Source organism: Reyranella sp., assembly GCF_965228225.1.
Taxonomy (GTDB): Bacteria; Pseudomonadota; Alphaproteobacteria; order Reyranellales; family Reyranellaceae; genus Reyranella.
Genome location: NZ_OZ245801.1, coordinates 1,276,041 through 1,298,721, shown reverse-complemented (window position 1 = coordinate 1,298,721; position 22,681 = coordinate 1,276,041). Strand labels below are relative to the sequence as shown.

The following is a 22,681-nucleotide window of genomic DNA, read 5'->3' as shown; positions in this document are numbered from 1 at the left end:
GCCGTTGCGCGCGTCAAGCGTTCTCGACGCGAACCTGGCCCGTCTCATTGTCCACGACCACGTGGTTGTCATAATAGGTGACGACCGGCCTGGCGCCGAAAGCGGCCTCCATGCGGGCCTCCCACTCCGGCGTGTACCAGGCGCGGGCCGCCGCTTCCGAGGCCCACAGATAGACGCCGCCGCCGCCCGCCTCGCCGTTGAGATAGTATTTCCTCAACAGGCCCTTCGCGCCCAGCGCGGTATAGGTCGGCGCCGACTTCGTGGCGGCTTCGACGGCAGCGTCCCGGGGACGCCTGGACATGGGGATTTGAACGATGGCGACGAACATGCTTGTTAGCCTACGGTCTGGACCCCTCTGGAGCAATTGAATGGCCGCCCCCCTTCCAGGCATCGAGATGTGCGTCTTCGACGCCTACGGTACGCTGTTCGACTTCACCTCGGCTGTGGCGCGCCATCGCCGGGCGGTCGGGCGCTCGGCCGATGTCCTGTCCGAACTGTGGCGAACCAAGCAGATCCAGTACACATGGCTGCGCAACGCCATGGGCGCCTACGCGCCGTTCTGGCAGGTGACCGGAGAGGCGCTCGACCATTGCCTGGCCGCCCATCGCATCACCGATCCCGTGGTGCACGAGCGGCTGATGAGCGCCTACCTGGCCCTCGATCCGTTTCCCGAGGCGCCGGGCATGCTGGCCTGCCTCGCTCGCGCCGCGATGCGGACCGCCATCCTGTCAAATGGCAATCCCGGCATGCTCGACCCGATGGTGGCAGCGTCGGGTCTCGCCAACCGTTTCGAGGCGGTGCTGAGCGTCGACGAGGCGGGTGTCTTCAAGCCCGATCCGCGCGTCTATCGCCTCGTCGAAGCACGCTGCGGCGTCACGCCCGACAGAGTCTGTTTCCTCTCGTCGAACTGCTGGGATGCCCATGGCGCCGCGCAATTCGGCTTCCGAAGCGTCTGGGTGAACCGAACCGGCGCCCCCGACGATAACCTGCCCGGCACGCTCGCGGCTGAAATCCGCGATCTTTCCGACCTCCCCGACCTGATTGGTGTTCCACGATGAGTTCGCTGCCTGCTTTTGCCACGCCCACGTTCGCCGACGTCCAGGCCGCCGCCCGGCGCCTCGAGGGCGTGACGATCCGCACGCCCCTGCTCGAGAACGAGAGGGTCAACCGCAAGCTCGGCGGGCGGCTGTTCCTGAAGGCGGAATGCCTGCAGCGCACCGGGTCCTTCAAGCTGCGCGGCGCCTACAACTTCCTGGCCTCCATGAGCGAGGCCGACCGCGCCAAGGGGGTCGTCGGCTGGTCGTCGGGCAACCATGCCCAGGGTCTGGCCGAGGCGGCGCGCCTGCTCGGCACCAGGGCCACCATCGTGATGCCGGCCGATGCGCCGGCCCTCAAGGTCGCCAACACGCGTGCCAGCGGCGCCGAGGTGGTGCTCTACGATCGCGTGAAGGACAGCCGCGAGGAAATCGGTCACGGCATCGCCACGAAGACCGGCGCCACCATCGTGCCGCCCTACGACCATCCGTGGATCCTGACGGGCCAGGGCACGGCCGGCCTCGAGATCGCCGAGCAGGCCAAGGCCCTGGGCGTCACCCTCGACGCGGTGGCGGCGCCCTGCTCGGGCGGCGGACTGGCGACCGGCGTGGCGCTGGGCGTCAAGGGCATCAGCCCGACGACCATGGTTCACGCCGGCGAGCCTGCCGGTTTCGACGATCTCGCCCGCTCGCTCGCGGCGGGGAGCAAACAGAAGAACGAGAAGCTCTCGGGATCGATCTGCGACGCGTTGCTGGCGCCGACACCGGGCGACGTCACCTTCCCGCTGGCGCAGCAGCTGCTCGGCCCCGGGCTCGTCGTCACCGACGAAGAGGTGCTGGACGCCATGGAACTGGCCTTCCGCGAATTCAAGCTGGTGGTCGAGCCGGGCGGTGCGGTGGCGCTGGCCGCGGCGCTGACCGGGCAGCTGCCGGTCGAGAACCGAGCGGTGGCCGTCGTGTGCTCGGGCGGCAATGTCGATCACGCAACCTTCCAGCGCGCGCTCGCCCGGTCGGACCGCATCGCCGCATGACGATGTCGCGGCGCAACCGGCGCGAATGGCGGATCATCCTCTGGATCAGCCTGGCGAGTGCCGCGATCAGCGCCTATTTCGGGCAAGCCGTGGCTCCCGTCGATGAGCCACCGCTGCAAGGCGTCGTACAGGGCATTCTCACGTCGCTGCTGATCGCCACGCCGATCACCTTCTTCGAGGTTCGGCGCGCGCGCATCAACTCGCTCGCCTGGATGCGACGCCTGCCGCTCGCCGGCTATTTCCTCGTCAAGGTCGCGTTCTATTGCGTCGTCATCGTCGGCGGCCTGGTCCTCGCGCGCCTGCTGATGTCGATCGGAACCCGGCAGTTCGTGATTTTCGATCCGATCTTCCGGAGCTCCGTGTTCTTCGCCATCGCCATGTCGGTGGTCGGCAACCTCATCATCGAGACGGGCCGTCTGCTGGGTTTCGGCACCCTGAAGAACCTGCTGCTCGGGCGCTATGCCCGGCCGCGAAGCGAACAGAAGGCGTTTCTGCTGATCGACATGAAGGACTCGACCGGGCTTGCGGAGAAGCTGGGCGCGATCCGGTTTCACGAGCTGCTCAACGCCTTCTTCCGCGACATCGCCGACGCCGCGATGGAATGCGATGCGGAAATCCACAAATACGTGGGTGACGAGGTGATCCTCACCTGGCCCGCTGGACCCGCGCTCAAAGCGGGCGACTGTCTCGCCTGCCCGTTCCTTGCCCAGCAGAACATCGCCCGCAATGCTGCCCGCTACCGCGACCGGTTCGGCGCCGTCCCGGAGTTCAGGGCAGCGCTCCACTGCGGAGAAATCGTGGCCGGCGAAATCGGCGACGTACGCAGGGAGATCGCATACGTCGGGGACACGCTGAACGTCGCTGCGCGCCTGCTCGAAGCCTCCAAAGGGCTTGCCCATGACGTGCTTGTCTCCGCCGATTTGCTTGCGATGGTTCGTCTCCCGGCCGACCTGCGGATCGAGCCGCTCCCGACCCTGTCGATTCGCGGTCGCGATGCGCCGCTGGAGATCGCGGGGCTATCGCTCGGCGTCGGCCAGGATAAGGTCTGAGGCTTTTTCGCCGATCATCATGCAGGCGGCATTTGTGTTGCCGGATACCAGCGTCGGCATCACCGAGGCGTCGGCGATCCGCAGGCCCTCGACCCCATGAACCCTGAGCCGGGGATCGACCACGGCCCCGGGATCGTACCCCATCCGGCAGGTGCCGACAGGGTTGTAGGCCGATTGGCCTTCCCGACGGGCGAAGGCCAGGAATTCTTCGTCTTTCCAGACTTCCACACCCGGCAGCAGTTCCTCGACGACGATGCGCCTGAGGGCGGGGCAGCGTGCCAGGAGACGGATGAATCTGGCCGCCGCGACGACCGCCCGCCTGTCGCACTCCGTCGACAGGTAGTTGGCAGCGATCGCCGGCGGTGCATCCGCCTCGCGCGAAGTGATGCGGACATGGCCGCGGCTTTCGGGCCGACAGTGGTTGGCGAGAATCGTGAAACCGGAAAAGGGATGCGGTCCCTTCTCCACGCTCTCGAACGACCAGGGAAGGAAATAAAGTTGGGTGTCCGGTTCGTTCGAGTCTGGCAGCAGACGCGCGAAGGCGCCCGCAAAGGCCGGCATGGCCGTGAGCGGGCCCATGCGCCAGATGGCATAGACGAGCAGGGCGCTGAGGCGCCGGTGCATCATGTGGAAATCGTCGTTCAACGACAACCGCCACCAGGTGCGATAGGTGGAGCGGATGCAGTAGTGATCCTGCAGGTTCTCGCCGACGCCCGGCATGTCGCGCACGACGGGAATGCCGAGAGACGAAAGGTGGGCTCCCGCTCCTATGCCCGACAGCTGCAGCAGCTGCGGAGAGCCGACGGCCCCGGCGCTCAGGATCACCTCGCGGCGCGCGCGCGCCGTCCGGCTCGTTCCGCCCCGCCGGTAGGCCACACCGACGGCGCGGCCTTCTTCGACCATGACCCGCTCGGCCCGCGCATTGGTCAGCACCCGACAGTTCGAGCGGCGCCGGGCGGCCTGGATATAGGCCCAGCCGGTCGAAATGCGCCGGCCACCGCTGCCGGTTGCATGGTAGTAGCCCGCACCTTCCTGATTTCGGCCGTTGAAGTCCGGCGTCAGGCTCATGCCGGCCTCGATGCAGGCGTCGAGGAAGGCTTCGCCGAGCTTGTTCCGATAGGAGCCCTGGGTGATCCCGACCCGACCGCCACTGCCGGGAATCTCGGCTTCGCCGTTGGCGACTGCTTCGACGCGCCGGAAATATGGCAGGCAGTCCTGGAACGACCAGCCCTCGTTGCCCATCCGTCGCCACCCGTCGTAGTCGGACGCGAGCCCACGAACATAGACCATGCCGCCGATCGCACTCGATCCGCCCACGACCTTGCCGCGTGGCCAGTAAACGCGGCGCCCGCCGAGCTGCGCCTCCGGCTGCGTCCAGGACTTCCAATTCACGGCCGGGTCGACCAACGCCTTGGCGAAGCCCGCGGGAATAGAGAGCCACTGGCTCGTCGCTTCCGGTCCGGCCTCCAGCAGCAGGACGGAATGCCGCCCCGTCGCCGTCAGACGGTCAACGAGGGGGCCGCCAGATGATCCCGCCCCGACGACGACATAGTCGAACTCATCCATCCCTCTGCTTGCTAGGCGACTTCAGCCACGCGAGCAAGCTGCCCAGAATGCCCTTCGGAAGGAAGATGATGAAGACGACGAGCAGCACACCGTAGAGCAGATTGTCCCAGCCCACTGCCTTGGTACCAAAGCCGATGCGCAGGATCTCGGCCAGCATGATGGTGATGATCGCGCCGATCGTCGGGCCCAGCGCCACGTAGATTCCACCCACCACCGCCGCGAACACCATCTGCAGGGAGACCGCGATGCCGCTCACCGTGTCGGGGGCAATGAACATCTGATACTGGCCATAGAGAGCACCTGCCATCGCCGTCATGACGGCGCTGATCACGGTGATGCGCAGCTTTTCGGCCGTTACGTTGACGCCCGCAGCCGCCGCCGCGTCCTCGTCTTCGGAGATCGCCTCCATCGCGTACCGGCTCATGCTGTGGTCGATCCAGTACCAGACCGCCAGGCCGCCCGCCCAGACGCCGAGCGCGATCAGGTACCAGACGATCTTGTCGTCGAACTGTAACGCGAGGAAGTGGCTGCCCTTGGTCCGCTCCGGCGTGTAGCCCAGCGACCCGCCCGTATAGTCGCGGGTGGCGATGATGATCTGCAGGACGATGCCCGACAGCGCGAGTGTCACCAGCGCGAAATAATGGCCGGTGATGCGAAAGCGGAAGCAGGGATAGGCCACGACCATCGCCAGCGCCCCGGCGCACAGCATGGCCGCCGGAATCCCGATCCACGGCGAGACGCCGAGATGATTCCACAACAGCGCCGTCACGTAGGCGCCGACGCCCATGAAACCGCCATGGCCCAGCGAGACCAGGCCGAACCGCCCCATCATCGACCAGGATGTGTAGGCGAACGACCAGATGAGGATCAGCACCAGGATGTGCAGATGGTAGGGATCGCGGTAGACGAAGGGCAGCGCGACCAGCGCCGCCAGGCCTAGGCCCCAGGCGAGCGGCTTGTTCATGAGCGCTTCGCCAGCAGGCCGGCGGGCCGGATGAACATCATGACGATGAAGAAGGCGAAGGCCAACACATAGCCCCATTCGAGGTCGGCGAAGAGACCGCCGAGTGAGATGATCTCGGCGAACAGGAAGGCGGCCACGAAGCCGCCGACGAAGTTGCCGAGTCCCCCCAGCACGCAGATCAGGAAGGTGATCGGGCCGAAGGACAGGCCGACGAAGGGATGGACGTCGTACTGCAGCACCAGCAGGCAGGCCGCGAGGCCGGCCAGCCCGCCGCCCAGCGCCGAGGTGACGAGGTAGATCTTCTTCGTGTCGACGCCCATCAAGGCCATGATCTGGCGATCCTGGGCGATCGCCCGGATGGCGGTGCCGGTATAGGTCCGCGTCATGAAGAGATAGACGGCGACCATGCCGATCAGCGCGGCGATGAACGCCAGGAGACGGGCGTAGCTGAAGTGCATCTCGCCCAGAGCCAGGACCGGCAGGCGGATGCCGAGATTGCGGAAGTCGATGCCGAAGGCCACCGTGGCGAAGCTCTGCAGCACGAACAGGACACCGCCCGTGGCGAGCAGCTGGTTGATCGGCGGCGCCCCCAGCAGCGGCTCGATCACCAGGAAGTGCAGCGCCGCCCCCAGGGCTGCAACCAGCAGGATGCAGAGCGGCGCGGCCACCCAGTAGGGCAGGCCGTACACCGAAAACAGGTAATACATGCCGTACATGCCGATCATCACCAGCTCGGCGTAACAGATCCATGTCACGTCGATGACGCCGAAGATCAGGTTCAGGCCGAGCGCCAGGAGCGCCAGCACACCGCCCAGCAGGATGCCGTTGACCAGCGCCTCGAGCAGGTAGATGTCGAAAATTTCCATCATCGCGCCACCTCGCTGGGGGCGCGCCACTGCGCGCGGGGTAACCCCCGCGCTGAAGTGGCGCGATGTTGATTGGCGGCCCGCCATGACGCGCGACTGGAGTCACGCGCCCCCGGCGTCCGAAAATGCTTGAGCCTAAACACCGAGATACGCCTGCCGGATGGAATCGTCGGCCAGCAGGTCGGCCGATGCGCCGGAGGCCCGGATCGAACCGGCCTCCAGCAGGTAGGCGCGATCGACGACCTGCAGCACCTGCTGCACGTTCTGCTCGACGATGAGCACCGTGAGGCCGCCGGCCCGGATGCGCTTCACCAGCTCGAACACCTGCTGCACGACCACGGGCGCGAGGCCGGCCGACGGCTCGTCGAGCAGCAGCAGCTTGGGATCGCTCATCAGCGCGCGCCCGATCGCGCACATCTGCTGCTCGCCGCCCGACATGGTCCCGGCCAGCTGGTTGCGACGTTCCTTCATGCGCGGAAACAGGTCGAACACGAAGTCCATGCGCTCGCGGTAGCGCGCCCGCGCCTCGGGCATGAAAGCGCCCATGCGCAGATTGTCCTCGACGCTGAGCCGCGGGAACAGTCGGCGGTTCTCCGGCACGTGGGCGATGCCGAGGCTCACGATGCGATGCGCCGCGGTCGTCAGCACATCGGTGCCCTGCATGCTGATCGAGCCCTGGGTCGGGCGGATCAGGCCGGAGATCACGCGCATCAGCGTGGTCTTGCCGGCGCCGTTGGGACCGATCACTCCCACGGCCTCGCCGGCCTTGACGTCGAGGTTGACACCGAACAGCGCCTGGAACCTGCCGTAGCCGGCGTCGATCGATCTGAGTTCGAGCATTTCCGCGGCCCCGTCAGCTCTTGGCCGGGCTTCCGCCCGCGGCCGCGGCGGCGGCCGCCGTCGCCTGCGTGGCGTGCGCATCGGTGCCGAGATAGACCTCGATCACGCGGGGATCGTGCGACACCGCGCTCGGCAGGCCCTCGGAGATTTTCTCGCCGTGATCCAGCACCATGACGCGATCCACCACCTTCATCAGCACGCCCATGATGTGCTCGACCCAGATGATGGTGATGCCCAGCTCGGTGCGGATCTTGCGCAGCATGTCGGCGGCTTGGTCCATCTCGGTCTCGTCGAGACCGCCCAGGCTCTCGTCGGCCAGCAGCAGCTTCGGCCCCGTCGCGATCGCCTTGGCCAGTTCAAGCTTCTTGAGGCCCGCCGCCCCCAGCCCGTCGACGCTGGCGCCGCGATCGGTCGGCAGGCCGACCATGTCGAGCGCGCGCTCGGCGGCTTCCTCGGCCCTGGCCAGGCTATGGCTGCCCTGGCCGTAATAGCCCGCCAGCGCCACGTTCTCGAAGATGGTGAGGCGGCGGAACGGCCGCGGGATCTGGAAGGTCCGGCCGACGCCGCTGTTGATGATGCGATGCGGCGGCAGGCCGGTAATTTCCTTGCCGTCGAACCGGATCGACCCGGCGGTCGGCGCGAACGTCCCCGACAGCATGTTGAAGATCGTGCTCTTGCCCGACCCGTTGGGGCCGATCAGGCCGAGAATCTCGCCCTGATCGACCTTGAACGATACGTTGTTCACGGCCGTGAAACCGCCGAAACGCTTTACCAAACCCTCGACAACCAGCACGGCGCGCCCTCGTTCGTTGTGGCCGCGGCCTACTGGTTGCTGAAACCCGAGGTCTTGGGCAGCGGCAGCACCGGCTCGCGCTGCTGCTGGCTCTTCGGCCACACCACGTACGACTTGTCGTCGACATACTGGATGATGACCGGGAAGGAGCGCTCGTTCTGTCCGGCGATCGGCGACCCCTCGCCCGCGAACTTCACGCCGAAACCCAGCATCGTGCCGCCTTCGGGAAGGTCGACTTCAAGGGCTGCCTTGCGCAGCGCCTCGGGATCGATGCCGCCATGCTTCTTGATCGCACGCGGCAGGACTTCGGTGAAGAACACGTAGGTATTGGAGGCCGCGATGCCGACATGCGCCGAGCGGATCGCGACGCCTGGCTTCAGCTTGTCGAATTCCTCGCCGACCATCTTGATCACCGGCGGCAGCTTCGGATCGAGCGTTGCCTGGTTGGCCAGCCAGATCGAAATGGGATCGATGTTGAACACGTAGTTCACGTCGCTGCCCATGCCGTCCTTGAGCTTCTCGTAAACGCCGTAGCCTGCACCGTGGCCCACCAGCGCACCGAACTTGAGTCCCTGCTCGCGCGCCTGGCGGGCGAACAGCGTGATGTCGGGGTTGTAGCCGGTGTGGAAGATGACGTCGGGACGGGCGCGCTTCAGCTTGGTCACCAGCGATGACAGGTCGGGCGCGGTCGCCGAATAACCTTCCTTCATGACGACGTTGAAGCCGGCCTTCTTGGAACCCGCCTCGTTGCCCTTGGCGACGTCGACGCCGTACGAGCCATCCTCGTGGATGATCGCCACGCGCATGTCCTTCGGCTCCTTGCCGAACTTCGCCTTGGCGTTCTTCTCGATCATGTCGGCGGCCATGAGGCCGAACTGCTGGCCGCTCGCCTGCGGGCGGAAGACGTACTTCAGGTTCTTGTTCTCGACGACGCCCGTCGAGATGCAGGTCGTGATCCACATGAAGCTCTTGAGCTGCTCGACGCGCGCCGCCACCGGCACGCATTGCGCCGAGGAGAAGAAGCCGAGCACGAGGTTCACCTTCTCCTGCTCGATCAGGCGAACGGCTTCGTTGATGGCGACGTCCGGCTTGCTCTGCGCGTCGGCGTAGATCGCCTCGATCTTGTAGCCCTCGACTCCACCCTGCTTGATGAAGTTGTCGATCATGATCTTGGCGCCGGTGTAGTTCAGCTCCGAACCACCGCCGGCCAGCGGACCGGTCAGGTCGTAGATGACGCCGATCTTGATTTTCTTTTCCTGGGCCTGGGCGGAAACCGCCATGCCCAGCACCGTGACGGCGGCAACCGCCCCACCCAAAAAGCGCACAGCCCTACGCATGAGCATGAACTCCTCCCATATACTTTTAATATTTCTTGTCCCCATCACAGGGAACGCGGGAGGTTCTGTCAAGCGTTTCGCGCTACCGGCCCTCCCCCGGCGTGAGAATCTCGAACATCATTCCCGCCGGCGGGTCCATCATCGCAAACAGCGCGCCGAGCTTCGGGATTTCTCCCTGCAGTTGCAGGGCTCCGCTCGCCAGCGCGTCGGGAATGGTGAGCTTGCGCATCACGATCGCGTCCATGGTCGCGCGCGTCGTGGTGACGGAGACATCGGCGCTCGCCGCGAACTCGCCCATGCGATGGGTGAGCGTGCTGTGCTTGAGTGTGAGCACCAGCGTCTCGTTGCGGTCGGTGAAGCGCCAGTTGACGACCAGCGCGTGGCCGGCCGCCTTCTTCGCATCGAGACGGATCGCCAGCAGGTCGAAGAAGACGTCGCTGGTGAGACCGGCCAGCGTGTCGGCCCCCATGCCGGGACGCACCGGCATCTGGAAAACGCCGTGACGCAGCTCCTGCGCGCCGTAGAGAAAGGCGTTGCGCCAGGTGGCCGATTCCGCCTGGTAGCCCATCTGCTCGAGCGCATCGGCACAGAGGGCGCGGGCCTCCTTGTTGCCCGGCTCGGCGTAGACGACCTCCTTCATCACCTGCGCCACCCAGCGGTACTCGCCCCTCGCGAAGTCGGCGCGTGCCTTCTCGACAACGGCAGCGGCGCCGCCCATGTATTCGACGAACTTGGCGGCGGCCGGCGCCGGCGGCAGCGGGTGCAGATTGCACGGGTTGCCGTCGTACCAGGAAAGGTAGCGTTGATAGACGGCCTTCACATTGTGGCTGACCGATCCGTAATAGCCGCGCACCGCCCAGCGCTCGGCGAGACCGGGCGGCAGGTCGATCACCTCGGCGATCTCGGCCGGGCGCCAGCCGCGATTCATGTAGCGCAGCGTCTGGTCGTGGATGTGCTTGTAGAGGTCGCGCTGCGCCTCGAGATAATCGATGATCTTCGCGTTGTCCCAGGTCGGCCAGTGATGCTGGCCGATCAGCACCTTCGTCGCCGGCCCGTACATCGCGATGGCGTCGCCGATATACTTGGCCCAGATGCGCGGATCGCGCGCCACGGCGCCGCGCAACGGAATGAAATTGTGCAGCAGCGGGCAGGCGTTCTCCGCCATGTTGAGCACGCCGAGCTGCGGATAGAACATATGCATCTCGGCCGGCGCCTCGGTTTCCGGCGCCAGCTGGAACACGATCTCGATACCATCGATCGTGTGCGTCTCGACCGCCTTCACGATCGATTGCGTCGGGGCGATCAGGCCGGGCGTGCCGCGCGCGACGCTCTTGCCGAGGCCGGCATCGACCTGACCGCGAGCCCCGCGCGGCAGCATCGTGCCGAACTGGAATTGCGCGCGCCGGGCCATTGGCGGTCCCGCCAGCACGTTCTCGCCCGACACCGCCTCCATGAAGCCGGCCGGCGCGATCACCCGCACTTTGCCCGCCTTGACGTCGGCTTCGTCGATCACGCCGCGCACGCCGCCGTAATGGTCGACATGGCTGTGGGTATAGATCACAGCGACCACCGGCTTGTGCGGCCGGTGCGCATAGTAGAGCTCGAGCGCGGCGCGCGAGACCTCGGCCGTGGTCAGCGGATCGATCAGGATCAGCCCGCTGTCGCCCTCGATGACCGTCATGTTGGCGATGTCGAAGCCGCGCAGCTGGTAGAGCCGGTCGGTGACCTTGAAGAGACCGTTGGCGAGGTTGAGGCGCGCGATGCGCCACAGGCTGGGATTGACCGTGTCGGGCGCGAGCTCGCCGTCGATGAAGGCGTATTCTCCCAGGTTCCACAGGACCGTGCCGCCGCCGGTGCGCACGATCCCGTCCGGCACGGTCGCAATCAGACCGCGCTTCGCGGCCTCGAAATCTGCCGTGTCGGCGAACGGCAGATGCGCCGCCATCGCCGCATTGGCGGCCTTGGTGGCGGGTTCGGCGTCGCGCGCGGCGTCGAGATGGGAGGATGGAACCGGAACTGCCGACGCGGACGCCATGACTGTTAGCCCTCGACCTTGATGTTGTTTTCCTTGACGACCTTGGTCCAGCGTTCGGTCTCGAACTTGACCCGGTCGAGATAGGCTTGCGGCGTGCTGCCCGTCGTGAAGAAGCCGAGCTCGGCGAACCGCTTCTTGACCGCCGGATCCTTCAGCGTCTCGAGGCAAAGCGCATTCAGCTTCTCGACGATCGGCGCCGGCAGGCCGGCCGGCCCCACCAACCCGAAGAACGCTGCACTCTCCAGATCCTTCATGCCGAGTTCGGCCACGGTCGGAACGTCGGGACAGACGGTGGAGCGCTCGGGCGAGGCGACGGCGATGCCGATCAGTCGGCCGGCTGCCACGTGGGTTCCCGTCGGCAGCACGACGTCGATCATGATCGGCAGGTGGCCGCCCAATACGTCGCGCAGCGCATCGGCCGCGCCCTTGTAGCTGACGCTCTCGAGGTTGAGCTTGTTGCGGGTGCGGAACAGCTCGCCCCAGAGGTGCGGCTGGTTGCCCATGCCCGACGTGGCGTAGCGCACGCGCTGGGGCTGCTTGTTCACCCATTCGGCGAATTCGGCGTAGTTCTTCGCCGGCAACGCCTTGCCGTCGATCGCCAGGAGATCGGGGATATCGACCAGGGTCGAGATCATCTGGAAATCCTTGAGCGGATCGAACGGCTGCTTGAGGCCCAGGGCGACGTTGGTGGCCATCGTCGCGGCTCCCAGCAGCAGCGTGTTGCCGTCGGGCTTGGCCTTGGCGACCACGTCCATGCCGATGATGGTGTTGCCGCCGCCCTTGTTCTCGACGATCAGCTGCTGCCCGAGCATGCCCGACAGTTTCTCGGCGACGATGCGGGCGGCCGTATCGGTCGAACCGCCGGCGACGTAAGGCACCACCAGCCTGATCGGCTGGCTGGGCCAGGCCTGCGCCCGCACCGATGAGGCCCCGACGATCGTCCAGCCGGCGGCTCCCGCCAGTACACCGCGTCTCTTGATCATGATCCTGCCCTCGCTGTTTTCGTTTGGCGGCAGGATCGCAAACGCGCGACGGCCACGCAATGCGCGCGCGGCCGTCGTTTTGCAGGGAGACTTGCTACTCGGCGGGCTTTGGTGCCGCAGAAGCGGCATGCACATCGCTCTCGCTGGGCAGCATCGACAGGGCGAGGAACGAGCAAAAAGCCACGCCCGCCAGCACCGACAACAATATCGGAAAGCCCGCATCCTTCACCGCCGGGCCGATCAGCGCCACGACGAAGGAGCTGACGCCGAAGCCGATCGCCAGGCGGACGCCGGTGACCCGGCTGCGCATGCGGTCGTCGATATAGCGCACGATCATCGCATCGGTGAAGGGAATGGCGCCGAACACCAGCAGCATGAAGGCGATGGCCGTGAAGAACAGCGCCCAGCCCTCGACCTGCGAGGCGATCAGGAACAGCGGCACCTGCAGCAGCACGATCGGCAGGTAGATGTTCTTCAGCGGATAGCGGTCGATCATCTTGCCGACCACGAGTTGGGCGAGCGAAGCCAGCGCGAAGATGACGAACAGCATCGTGGCCAGCATCGCCGGATCCTGCGCGATGGTCTTGGCGCGATTGGCCAGCAGCTCGCCGTTTCCGTTGGTCGTGAAGTTGAAGATGATGCTGCCGGTCACCGCCGTGAAGGTCATGATCGCGAACACGCGCGCCATGACTGAGGGCGGCAGGTCGAGCATCTTGGCCTTGCGCTTGGCCGGCGCCTCTTCCTCGCGCGGCACCAGGACCACGAAGGCGACGGCGCAGATCAGGCAGATCACGCCCGGGATGATGAACGCCGCCTGCCAGCCGAAGCGCTGGGCGATGTAGACGGAGAGGCCGGCGGCGATGGCGATGCCCATGTTGCCCGCAAGTCCGTTCACGCCGATCGTGAAGCCGGGGTTCCTGGCCTTCTGGACCAGCATCGGAATGCCGACCGGGTGATAGATCGAGGCGAAGGCGCCCATCAGCGTCAGCGCCGCGCCGATCTGCCACTTGTTGGTACAGAGCGCGATGATCAGGGCGGAGACGCCCATGCCCACGAAGAAGATCACCATCATGATCCAGCGGCCCCAATGGTCGCCCAGCCGGCCGCTGACGATCGAGCCGGCGCCGAACATGAAGAGCGCCCCGTAGTTGAACGGCGTGAGCTCGGTCCACTCGACGCCCCACACGCCGGCGATCACGCCCCAGGAATAGGCGAAGACCACCAGGATCCAATGATCCATCGCATGGCCGATATTGAGCAGGAGAGAGGTTGGGCTGCCGTGGCTCATCTTGTTGTTCCTCCAGGGACGCCGAGACTAGGCTTGGTCTGCCTGTCTGGCTTGCGCTATGTTGCCAACTAATGTCGCGAAAACGCCAAGCCGCCCAGCGTTCGACGAATCCCGAGGATTACCAGCACGTGCCGCGGGCGGTCGCGGCCATGCCCAAGGACTTCCCCGACGGCTTCGAAATAGCGCCACACCGCCATCGCCGGGCCCAGCTGATCTATGCGACGGCCGGCACCATGCGCATCTCCACCGAGGAAGCCGTCTGGGTGGTGCCGCCCCAGCGCGCGCTGTGGATGCCGCCCGGCACGCACCATTCCATCGTGATGTCCGGCGACGTGACGATGCGCACGCTCTATCTTCGCCAGGATGCAGCGGCCGGAATGCCCGAAGTCTGCCGCGTGCTGCACATATCTCCCTTGCTGCGGGAACTGATCGTGCGCGCGACCGAAATGCCGGTGGACTATGACGAGCGCGGCGCGGCGGGCTATGTCGTGGCGTTGATCCTCGATGAGTTGCACCGCGAACCGTCCTTGCCACTGCACCTCCCGATGCCCCGCGACAAGCGACTGCAACGCCTCTGTTCGGCCCTGCTCGCCCATCCGGGCGATCAACGCACCCTGGAGGAGTGGGCCGGCTGGGCGAATGCGAGCCCTCGGACGCTGGCCCGCCTGTTCATGATGGAGACCGGCTTGACCTTCGGCGCCTGGCGTCAGCAAGCCCGCGTGCTCGAGGCGATGGGTCGTCTGGGCGGCGGCCAGGCGGTGACCGAGGTCGCCCTCGAGCTCGGCTATGAAAGTGTCAGCGCCTTCAGCGCCATGTTCCGGCGCGCCTCGGGGGCTTCACCCAGTGCCTACCGGCCCTCCCGCTAAGACCCTCCGGCGCGTGCGGGATTTCCCGCGCTTTTGCAAATGGTTAGCGCTTGACGCTGGATGGTAATAATCCCCCAATGCGCCCCCCGTTTAGGGTAATCTAAACCGACGTTTACCAGTTTCTTGAGTCGCCGCTCCCGCCGCCGCCTGGAGTTTATGTTGAAGCCGACTGACATCGCCAATCCCGACTACTTTCATAAAGTCGTCGATTGCCAATGGGCCTGTCCTGCCCATACCCCCGTCCCCGAGTACATCAGGCTGATCGCGCACGGACGTTACTCCGATGCGTACATGATCAACTGGAAGTCCAATGTGTTCCCGGGAATCCTCGGCCGGACCTGCGACCGTCCCTGCGAGCCCGCCTGCCGCCGCAGCCGCGTCGAGGACGAGACGCTGGTGAAGGGCAAGAAGGAGCCGGTCGCGATCTGCCGCCTGAAGCGCGTCGCCGCCGACTACAAGGACGACGACGACATCAATTCCAAGATGCCCAAGGCGGCCGAGAAGAACGGCAGGCGGATCGCCTGCATCGGCGGCGGCCCCTCCTCCCTCACCGTGGCGCGCGACCTCGCCGTGCTGGGCTACGAGATCGTCATCTACGACCAGGATCCCAAGCTCGGCGGCTTCATCCGCACGCAGATCCCGCACTTCCGTCTGCCTGAATCGGTGATCGACGAGGAAGTCGGCTACATCACCGGCATCGGCAACATCGAGTTCCGTCATCAGCGGGTCGACTCGCTGAAGGCCGTGCTGGCCGAAGGCTATGACGCGGTGTTCGTGGGCTCGGGCGCGCCGCGCGGCCGCGATCTCGACGTGCCGGGCCGCAAGGAAGCCGGCGCCAACATCCATATCGGCCTCGACTGGCTGTCGTCGGTCTCGTTCGGCCATATCGACAAGGTCGGCAAGCGCGTGATCGTGCTGGGCGGCGGCAATACGGCGATGGATTGCTGCCGCACCGCCCGCCGCCTCGGCGGCGAGGACGTGAAGGTGATCGTCCGCTCCGGCTTCGACGAGATGAAGGCCTCGCCGTGGGAGAAGGAAGACGCGATCGGCGAGGACATTCCCATCCTCAACATGCTCGTCCCCAAGGAAGTCCGTCACGAGGGCGGCAAGATCAAGGGCGTGGTGTTCGAGAAGGTGGTCGCGAAGTACGACGACAAGGGTCGCCGCTCGCTGGTCCCGTCGGGCGAGCCCGACGAGTTCCACGAATGCGACGACGTGCTGGTCGCGATCGGCCAGGAGAACGCCTTCCCGTGGATCGAGAAGGACGCCGGCATCGAGTTCGACAAGTGGGGCCTGCCCCAGCTCAACGAAAAGACCTTCGCCAGCACGCACCCGAAGGTTTTCTTCGGCGGCGACGCGGCGTTCGGGCCGAAGAACATCATCTGGGCGGCCGCGCACGGCCACGAGGCCGCGACCTCCATCCACAAGATGCTGATCGGCGAGAACCCCGAGGAGCGTCCGGCACCCGGCGTCAACGTCGCCAGCCAGAAGATGGGCATCCACGAGTGGAGCTACGACAACGCCCCCACCATCGACCATCGCCTCAAGGTCCCGCATCGCCCCAAGAAGGAGGCGCTGAAGGACATCATGGCCGAGGTCGAGCTGGGCTTCGATCCGCAGCTCGCCTTCAAGGAAGCGCAGCGCTGCCTCAACTGCGACGTCCAGACGGTGTTCACCGGCCAGCTCTGCATCGAATGCGACGCCTGCGTCGACATCTGCCCGATGGACTGCATCACCTTCACCGAGAACGGTGAGGAAAAGGAGCTGCGCACGCACCTCACGGCGCCGGCGATGAACCCGACACAGGACCTCTACATCGCCGACGGCCTCAAGACCCAGAGGGTCATGGTCAAGGACGAGGATGTCTGCCTGCACTGCGGCCTGTGCGCCGAACGCTGCCCGACCGGCGCATGGGACATGCGCAAGTACTACATCGAAATGACACACGCGGAGCACGCATGCCGCAAGCAATAGCCGCCGTTAACGATTTCGTCGTCAAGTTCGCGAACGTCAACGGATCCGGATCGGCCTCGGCCAACGAACTCTTCGCCCGGTCGATCCTGCGCATGGGCGTGCCCGTCAGCCCGCGCAACATCTTCCCCTCGAACATCCAGGGCCTTCCGACCTGGTACGAGGTGCGCGTCACCGAGAAGGGTTATCTCGGCCGGCGCGGCGGCGTCGACATGATGGTCGCGATGAACCCGCAGACCTGGGCCGAGGACGTGAAGGAGATCACGCCCGGCGGCTACCTGTTCTACGATTCGACCAAGCCCATGCCGTCATCGATGTTCCGCGAGGACATCAACGTGATCGGCGTGCCGCTGACGGCGATCACCAACGCCACCTACTCCGATGCCCGCCAGCGCCAACTCTTCAAGAACATCATCTATGTCGGCGCGCTCTCGGTGCTGCTCGACATCGACGAGAAGCAGATCCAGCGGCTGTTCAGCGAACAGTTCAAGGGCAAGGAAAAGCTCATCGACTCCAACGTGAAGGCGATGAACCTCGGCCGCGACTGGGTGAAGCAGCATGTCGATCCCGACCTGGTGAAGCTCAAGGTGCGTCATGCCGACAATGTCGGCGACCGCATCTTCGTCGAGGGCAACAGCGCGGCCGCGCTCGGTGCCGTCTATGGCGGCGCCACGGTCTGCGCCTGGTATCCGATCACGCCGTCGTCGTCGCTGGCCGAGGCGTTCCAGAGCCATTGCAAGAAGTTCCGGCACGACAAGGAGACCGGCAAGGCCAAGTACGCCATCGTGCAGGCCGAGGACGAGCTCGCCTCGATCGGCATGGTGATCGGCGCCGCCTGGAACGGCGCGCGCTCCTTCACCGCCACGTCCGGCCCCGGCATCTCGCTGATGACCGAGTTCATCGGGCTGGCCTACTTCGCCGAAGTCCCGGCGGTGCTGGTGAACGTGCAGCGCGGCGGCCCCTCGACCGGCATGCCGACGCGCACGCAGCAGTCGGACCTGCTGGGCTGCGCCTACGCCTCGAACGGCGACACCAAGCACGTGCTGCTGTTCCCCGAGGATCCGCGCGAGTGCTTCGAGTTCACCGCCGACGCGCTCGACCTCGCCGACCGGCTACAGACCCCGATCTTCGTCATGACCGATCTCGACATCGGCATGAACCACCGCCTGTGCAAGCCGTTCGCCTGGGACGAGAATCGGGTCCTCGACCGCGGCAAGGTGATGACGGCCGAGGACCTCGAGGCCGGCAAGACCTTCGGCCGCTACCTCGACGTCGATGGCGACGGCATCCCGTTCCGCACCTATCCGGGCACGCATCCGACCAAGGGCTCCTACTTCACGCGCGGCACGACCAAGGACGAATTCGCACGCTACTCGGAGGAAGGCCCGGTCTATGTGCGCAACATGGAGCGGCTGCAGAAGAAGTGGGAGACCGCGAAGAAGATCGCGCCGCAGCCGCTGCGCTATTCCTCCCCCAAGCCGACCCGCTTCGGCGTGATCTACTTCGGCTCGACCAGCCCCGCGATGGCCGAGGCGCTCGACCATCTCGAGGCCGAGGGTCATCACGTCAACGCGCTGCGCGTGCGCTCCTTCCCGTTTGCGCAAAGTGTCGAGGATTTCATCCACGAGCACGACCGCGTCTTCGTCGTCGAGCAGAACCGCGACGCCCAGCTGCGCACCATGCTGCTCAGCGAATACACGCTCGACGCGCGCAAGATCGTGCCCGTCCTGCATTATGACGGCACGCCGATCACGGCGCGCTTCATCGCGACCGACATCGCCACCAAGCTCGGTCAGTTCAAGGTTGTCTCGTTCGACAAGGCCGCGTCATGACCTACATCGCCAAGCCCCGTCTCCATCATCCCTCGCTGGTCAAGAACAAGGCGGGCTTCACCCGCCGCGACTACGAGGGCGCCGTCTCGACGCTGTGCGCCGGCTGCGGCCACGATTCGATCAGCGCCGCGATCATCCAGGCCTGCTACGAGCTCGACATCCTGCCGCACCAGGTCGCCAAGCTCTCGGGCATCGGCTGCTCGTCCAAGGCGCCGACCTACTTCGTGGGCGCCAGCCACGGCTTCAACACCGTGCACGGCCGCATGCCCTCGGTGATGACCGGCGCCAACCTGGCCAACCGGGACCTGATCTACATGGGCGTGTCGGGCGACGGCGATTCGGCCTCGATCGGCCTCGGCCAGTTCGCCCACGTCATGCGGCGCGGCGTGAACATGACCTACATCGTCATGAACAACGGCGTGTACGGCCTCACCAAGGGCCAGTTCTCCGCCACCGCCGACAAGGGCTCGATCAGCAAGAAGGGCGTCTCCAATCCCGATTCGTCGATCGACATGGTGTCGCTCGCCATCCTGATGGGCGCCACCTTCGTCGGCCGCTCCTTCTCGGGCGACAAGCACCAGCTGGTGCCGCTGATCAAGGCGGCGATGGACCACAAGGGCGCGGCCTTCCTCGACGTCATCAGCCCGTGCGTGGCCTTCAACAACCATGCGGGCTCGACCAAGAGCTACGACTATGTGCGCGAGCACAACGAGGCGCTGAACCGCATCGACTTCATCGAGACCCGCGAGGAGATCACCACCTCCTACGATCCCGGCACCACGAAGATCGTGCAGCAGCATGACGGCTCGGTCCTGCGCCTGCGCAAACTCGGCGAAGACTACGATCCGTCCGACAAGGTCGCGGCCGTGAAGCGCGTCCAGGAAGGCCTGCATGCCGGCGAGGTCGTGACCGGCCTGCTCTATGTCGATCCGACCCCGAGCGACCTGCACGCCAACCTGAACACGGTCGACGTGCCGCTCAACACGCTGAACGCCCCGGACCTCTGCCCGGGCACTTCGGCGCTGGACAAGATCAACGCGAGCCTGCGCTGACGCACTCTCAATTCTTCCACCTCCCCCGTCTTACGGGGGAGGCCGGGAGGGGGAAAGCGACGCCAAGAAATCCGAGGTGGAGAGTGCCCATTTGCGGCCTTCCCCCTCCGGCCCTTCGGGCCACCTCCCCCGTACGACGGGGGAGGAAAACCTACGGTGCCTCTGACGCCTAAAGGTCGACCCGCTCCTCGGTGACCGACTTGCGCTTTTCCATGTTGAAGCGGCCGGCATAGATCGGCCGTTCGCCGGTCGTCGGGCCGGGATACTGCACGATCAGGATCTCGCCGCCGGTCTCGGTCCTGAACTCGCCCTCGAAATGCGGATCGGGGTGATAGAGCATCGTGCCCGGCGGGCAGGTGCGGCCGTCGATCACGAAGTCGCCCTTCAGCACCAGCCAGACCTGCGCGAAGCCGTGATAGTGCTCGGGATGATGGGCGCCCGGCTCCAGTCGCAGGATTCCGGCGTTGGGCTGGGTCGGGTCCTCGGGGCTCGGATGGAACAGCATCTTGCCGGTCTCGCCCGGCCAGCGGATCGTCTCCCAGTCGACCTCGTCGAGATGGCGCACCTGGTAGGGCTTGTGATCGCGCCGGGAGGCTTCGCGCGTGGTGGCCAGACCTGCATTGGCGGCCGCCGTGTCGGGAACATGCTTGCTCATGGCTTGCTTTCCTCCTTCGGTTTCTCTTCCTTGAGTTTCGAGGACGAGAGGCGCCACCAGTCCGGCACTTCGGCCGCATCGGCGGGCTTTGCCACCGACATCAACACCTGGGCCTGCCCGCGCCCGGCATTCTCGGCGCGATGCGGCTGCTGCGAATCGATCAGGATGCCGTCGCCGGCCTTCAGCAGGTGCTGTTCGTCGCCGACATGGAACAGCACTTCACCCGACAGCACGTAGCAATGCTCCTGGCCGGGATGGGAGACCGTCGCCTCCATGCCTTTGGCGCGCGGGAAGACCAGGTGGAAGACCTCCATGCGATCGAGCGACGCGCCGCCGCCGAGATGGCGCCAGCGGTAGCCGGTCGCCGCCACTTCCTGCAGCCCGCCCTCGCCGGCCCGGTGCACGGCAACCATCGTCTTGGCCGGCGCCGCTTCGCTGGGGAAGAGCTCGTGCAGCCCGAGCCCCAGCGTGTCGGCGAGCTGGATCAGGTTGGCGATCGAGGCCGCCGCCTGGCCGCGTTCGAGCTTCGACAGGAAGCCCTCGGAGACGCCGGCCCGGCCGGCCACATGGGCGAGCGTAAGGCCCGCCCCGGTCCGCGCCGCCCGCAGGCGGTGGCCGATGTCACGGGTGGTTTCGGCGATGCGTTCGGGTGATCTGCTCATTCCCCTGTGATGGACCGGACTTTCACTCCAGGCAAGTTCTCTTTCTTCACCGGCATGGAGGGGAGTGGCGCAGAGAGCCCTTCTCAGCTCACGACGTTCAGGGTTCCCGTCTCGCCCGGCGCACGCTTCAGGTCGAGACGCGTCTCGTGCCATTGGCGCAGCGACGGCCTGTGGCCAATCGAGACGACCGTCGCCTGCGGCAGCCGCTCCTTCAGCACACTGTAGACCGCCGCCTCGTTGGCCTCGTCGAGCGAGGCCGTGGCCTCGTCGAGGAACAACCAGTCGGGCTTGAACACCAAGGCCCGCGCGATGGCCAGCCGCTGCTGCTCGCCGCCCGACAGGATGTTGCTCCAGTGGGCCTCCTCGTCGAGGCGTCCGGCCAGGTGGCCGAGCCGGGCCGCCTCGAGCGCCTGCACGATCTCGGCATCGTTGGCTGTGGAGTTTTCATCGGGATACTTCACCGCGTCGCGCAGGGTGGCGATCGGGATGTAGGGTTTCTGCGGCAGGAACAGCACCCGCGCCCCGGCCGGGATGAGCACCCGCCCCTGCCCGAACGGCCAGATCCCGGCCAGGGCCCGGAACAGCGTGCTCTTGCCAGACCCGCTCGAACCGGAGATCAGCGTCCAGGCCCCCTTCGGCAGGGTGAGATTCAGGTCCTTCAGCAGGGTCTGCCCGGTAGGCAGCGCGAGATCGAGGCCGCTCGTGCCGACGCCGGTGCGCCCGGCCTCGGCACCGACGGTGATGTTCTCCGGTGGCTTGTCCTCGATGGCGATCTGCAGGCCCTTCAACCGGTCCATCACCGCGCGCAGCTCGGCCACGTTGGTGTAGTTGTCGATGAAGAACGACAGCGCCGACTGCACCTGCCCGAAAGCCTGTGCCGTCTGCATGACGACGCCCAGCGTGATCGCCCCGGCAAAAAAGCGCGGCGCCGTCACGATGTAGGGGAAGATGATCGCGAGCTGGCCGTAGCCGATCTGGTAGAAGACCAGCTGCATCTCGGTCACCAGCACGCGCCAGGCATTGTTGAACACGTCGGTGAACTTTTCCTCCAGCACCGCGTTCTCGCGCGGCTCGCCGCGATAGAGCGCGATGCCTTCGGCATTCTCGCGCACCCGCATCAGGCCGAAGCGGAAGTTCGCCTCGTAGCGCTGCTGCAGGAAGTTGAGCGGGATCAGTCGCCGGCCGACCAGGTTGGCCAGCCAGGTCCCGAGGAAGGCGTAGATCAGCGCCGCCCAGACCATGTAGCCGGGGATCACCACGTCGAGGCCGATGAAGGACAACGACATCGGTCCTGACAACTGCCAGAGGATGAACAGGAAGGAGATCAGCGTCGCCACCGCGCTGATCAGGCCCAGCAGCAGGGTCATCGTGTAGAAACCGAGCAGGCGCAGATCCTCGGAGATGCGCTGGTCGGCGTTGTCGACCTTGCGCTCGAGTTCGATCCGGTAGTAGCCGCGCCCGTCGAGCCAGTGCGAGAGATAGTGACCCGTCAGCCACCGCCGCCACCGGAGGCGCAGGTAGGGGCTGACCAGCCCGCGCGCCACGCCGAAGGCGATTGCGAGCGCCGCGATCCAGCCGAAATTGACCATCTCGGTCCAGAACGCGGCCTCGTCCTTGTTCTGCAGGCTGTCGTAGAAGCGCCGGTTCCATTCGCTGAAGGCGACGTTGACCGTCACGCTCGCCAGGGTGAGCCCGATCGCGCCCACCAGCAGGACGATGGCGATCCAGCGCTCCTCCGAGCGGAAATACGGAACGACCAGCCGCCACCAGTCGCCCAGGTAGGAACTCACGCTCTTCATGCAGGAAATCCTTTCGGGCGGCACACTGCCGAGACAGGGCGACGATGACAACGGCGCG

At 66.0% G+C, this 22,681-nt stretch carries 20 protein-coding genes; 7 read left to right on the top strand and 13 right to left on the bottom strand.

Annotation, left to right across the window (positions count from 1 at the left end):
• Positions 1-13: 13 nt before the first annotated feature.
• Complete coding sequence (locus ACO07K_RS06290) at positions 14-301, bottom strand: monooxygenase (protein WP_422035045.1); 288 nt, start codon at positions 299-301, stop codon at positions 14-16.
• 67 nt (positions 302-368) lie between these two features.
• Here ACO07K_RS06290 and ACO07K_RS06285 point away from each other — a divergent pair, with 67 nt between their 5' ends.
• The 3 genes from ACO07K_RS06285 to ACO07K_RS06275 are packed head-to-tail and all read left to right on the top strand — an operon-like array spanning position 369 to position 3,114.
• Positions 369-1,058 carry a haloacid dehalogenase type II gene (locus ACO07K_RS06285; RefSeq protein WP_422035044.1) on the top strand — a complete coding sequence of 230 codons (690 nt, stop codon included), beginning with the start codon at positions 369-371 and terminating at the stop codon, positions 1,056-1,058.
• Positions 1,055-2,065 (top strand): threonine ammonia-lyase, encoded by a 1,011-nt coding sequence (locus ACO07K_RS06280; protein ID WP_422035043.1) that lies wholly within the window; start codon positions 1,055-1,057, stop codon positions 2,063-2,065. Before ACO07K_RS06285 ends, ACO07K_RS06280 begins: the two co-directional genes overlap by 4 nt.
• Positions 2,062-3,114: an adenylate/guanylate cyclase domain-containing protein gene (locus ACO07K_RS06275; RefSeq protein ID WP_422035042.1), complete on the top strand. Its 1,053-nt coding sequence runs from the start codon at positions 2,062-2,064 to the stop codon at positions 3,112-3,114. Before ACO07K_RS06280 ends, ACO07K_RS06275 begins: the two co-directional genes overlap by 4 nt.
• On the opposite strand, the gene ACO07K_RS06270 is transcribed toward ACO07K_RS06275, so the two are convergent.
• From ACO07K_RS06270 to ACO07K_RS06230, 9 genes are all read right to left on the bottom strand, one after another.
• On the bottom strand, positions 3,082-4,680 hold the full coding sequence (locus ACO07K_RS06270; protein WP_422035041.1) for a GMC family oxidoreductase: 1,599 nt from the start codon (positions 4,678-4,680) through the stop codon (positions 3,082-3,084). The two genes, ACO07K_RS06275 and ACO07K_RS06270, sit on opposite strands and share 33 nt — an antisense overlap.
• Positions 4,673-5,644 carry a branched-chain amino acid ABC transporter permease gene (locus tag ACO07K_RS06265; RefSeq protein WP_422035040.1) on the bottom strand — a complete coding sequence of 324 codons (972 nt, stop codon included), beginning with the start codon at positions 5,642-5,644 and terminating at the stop codon, positions 4,673-4,675. The genes ACO07K_RS06270 and ACO07K_RS06265 overlap by 8 nt, the downstream gene beginning before the upstream one ends.
• Positions 5,641-6,510, bottom strand: coding sequence for a branched-chain amino acid ABC transporter permease (locus ACO07K_RS06260; RefSeq protein ID WP_422035039.1), 870 nt, complete (start codon positions 6,508-6,510; stop codon positions 5,641-5,643). Before ACO07K_RS06260 ends, ACO07K_RS06265 begins: the two co-directional genes overlap by 4 nt.
• A 135-nt stretch (positions 6,511-6,645) precedes the next feature.
• Positions 6,646-7,350 (bottom strand): ABC transporter ATP-binding protein, encoded by a 705-nt coding sequence (locus tag ACO07K_RS06255; protein ID WP_422035038.1) that lies wholly within the window; start codon positions 7,348-7,350, stop codon positions 6,646-6,648.
• A 13-nt stretch (positions 7,351-7,363) separates the two neighbouring features.
• The gene (locus ACO07K_RS06250; protein ID WP_422035037.1) at positions 7,364-8,143 is read right to left on the bottom strand and encodes an ABC transporter ATP-binding protein; all 780 of its coding nucleotides are present in this window, start codon (positions 8,141-8,143) and stop codon (positions 7,364-7,366) included.
• Positions 8,144-8,172: 29 nt separating this feature from the next.
• Positions 8,173-9,486: an ABC transporter substrate-binding protein gene (locus tag ACO07K_RS06245; protein ID WP_422035036.1), complete on the bottom strand. Its 1,314-nt coding sequence runs from the start codon at positions 9,484-9,486 to the stop codon at positions 8,173-8,175.
• 76 nt (positions 9,487-9,562) lie between these two features.
• On the bottom strand, positions 9,563-11,515 hold the full coding sequence (locus tag ACO07K_RS06240) for an alkyl/aryl-sulfatase (RefSeq protein WP_422035035.1): 1,953 nt from the start codon (positions 11,513-11,515) through the stop codon (positions 9,563-9,565).
• A gap of 5 nt (positions 11,516-11,520) precedes the next feature.
• Positions 11,521-12,498 carry a Bug family tripartite tricarboxylate transporter substrate binding protein gene (locus ACO07K_RS06235; RefSeq protein ID WP_422035034.1) on the bottom strand — a complete coding sequence of 326 codons (978 nt, stop codon included), beginning with the start codon at positions 12,496-12,498 and terminating at the stop codon, positions 11,521-11,523.
• 94 nt (positions 12,499-12,592) lie between these two features.
• Positions 12,593-13,786 (bottom strand): MFS transporter, encoded by a 1,194-nt coding sequence (locus ACO07K_RS06230; RefSeq protein ID WP_422035033.1) that lies wholly within the window; start codon positions 13,784-13,786, stop codon positions 12,593-12,595.
• Between the two features lie 71 nt (positions 13,787-13,857).
• On the opposite strand from ACO07K_RS06230, the gene ACO07K_RS06225 reads away from it, so the two are divergent.
• The 4 genes from ACO07K_RS06225 (at position 13,858) to ACO07K_RS06210 (ending at position 19,507) form a co-directional block, all read left to right on the top strand.
• Entirely contained in the window at positions 13,858-14,652 is a 795-nt protein-coding gene (locus tag ACO07K_RS06225) for an AraC family transcriptional regulator (RefSeq protein ID WP_422035032.1), read from the top strand.
• Between the two features lie 159 nt (positions 14,653-14,811).
• The gene (locus ACO07K_RS06220) at positions 14,812-16,626 is read left to right on the top strand and encodes an FAD-dependent oxidoreductase (protein WP_422035031.1); all 1,815 of its coding nucleotides are present in this window, start codon (positions 14,812-14,814) and stop codon (positions 16,624-16,626) included.
• Positions 16,611-18,455, top strand: coding sequence for a 2-oxoacid:acceptor oxidoreductase subunit alpha (locus tag ACO07K_RS06215; protein ID WP_422035030.1), 1,845 nt, complete (start codon positions 16,611-16,613; stop codon positions 18,453-18,455). The genes ACO07K_RS06220 and ACO07K_RS06215 overlap by 16 nt, the downstream gene beginning before the upstream one ends.
• Positions 18,452-19,507 (top strand): 2-oxoacid:ferredoxin oxidoreductase subunit beta, encoded by a 1,056-nt coding sequence (locus ACO07K_RS06210; protein WP_422035029.1) that lies wholly within the window; start codon positions 18,452-18,454, stop codon positions 19,505-19,507. Before ACO07K_RS06215 ends, ACO07K_RS06210 begins: the two co-directional genes overlap by 4 nt.
• 169 nt (positions 19,508-19,676) lie before the next feature.
• Here ACO07K_RS06210 and ACO07K_RS06205 read toward each other — a convergent pair whose 3' ends face one another.
• The 3 genes from ACO07K_RS06205 to ACO07K_RS06195 all read right to left on the bottom strand — a co-directional run bounded on the left by ACO07K_RS06205 (position 19,677) and on the right by ACO07K_RS06195 (position 22,623).
• Positions 19,677-20,162, bottom strand: a complete 486-nt coding sequence (locus tag ACO07K_RS06205) for a cupin domain-containing protein (protein ID WP_422035028.1) — start codon at positions 20,160-20,162, stop codon at positions 19,677-19,679.
• On the bottom strand, positions 20,159-20,824 hold the full coding sequence (locus ACO07K_RS06200; protein ID WP_422035027.1) for a helix-turn-helix domain-containing protein: 666 nt from the start codon (positions 20,822-20,824) through the stop codon (positions 20,159-20,161). The genes ACO07K_RS06205 and ACO07K_RS06200 overlap by 4 nt, the downstream gene beginning before the upstream one ends.
• Positions 20,825-20,907: 83 nt before the next feature.
• The gene (locus tag ACO07K_RS06195) at positions 20,908-22,623 is read right to left on the bottom strand and encodes an ABC transporter ATP-binding protein/permease (RefSeq protein ID WP_422035026.1); all 1,716 of its coding nucleotides are present in this window, start codon (positions 22,621-22,623) and stop codon (positions 20,908-20,910) included.
• Between the last annotated feature and the right edge of the window lie 58 nt (positions 22,624-22,681).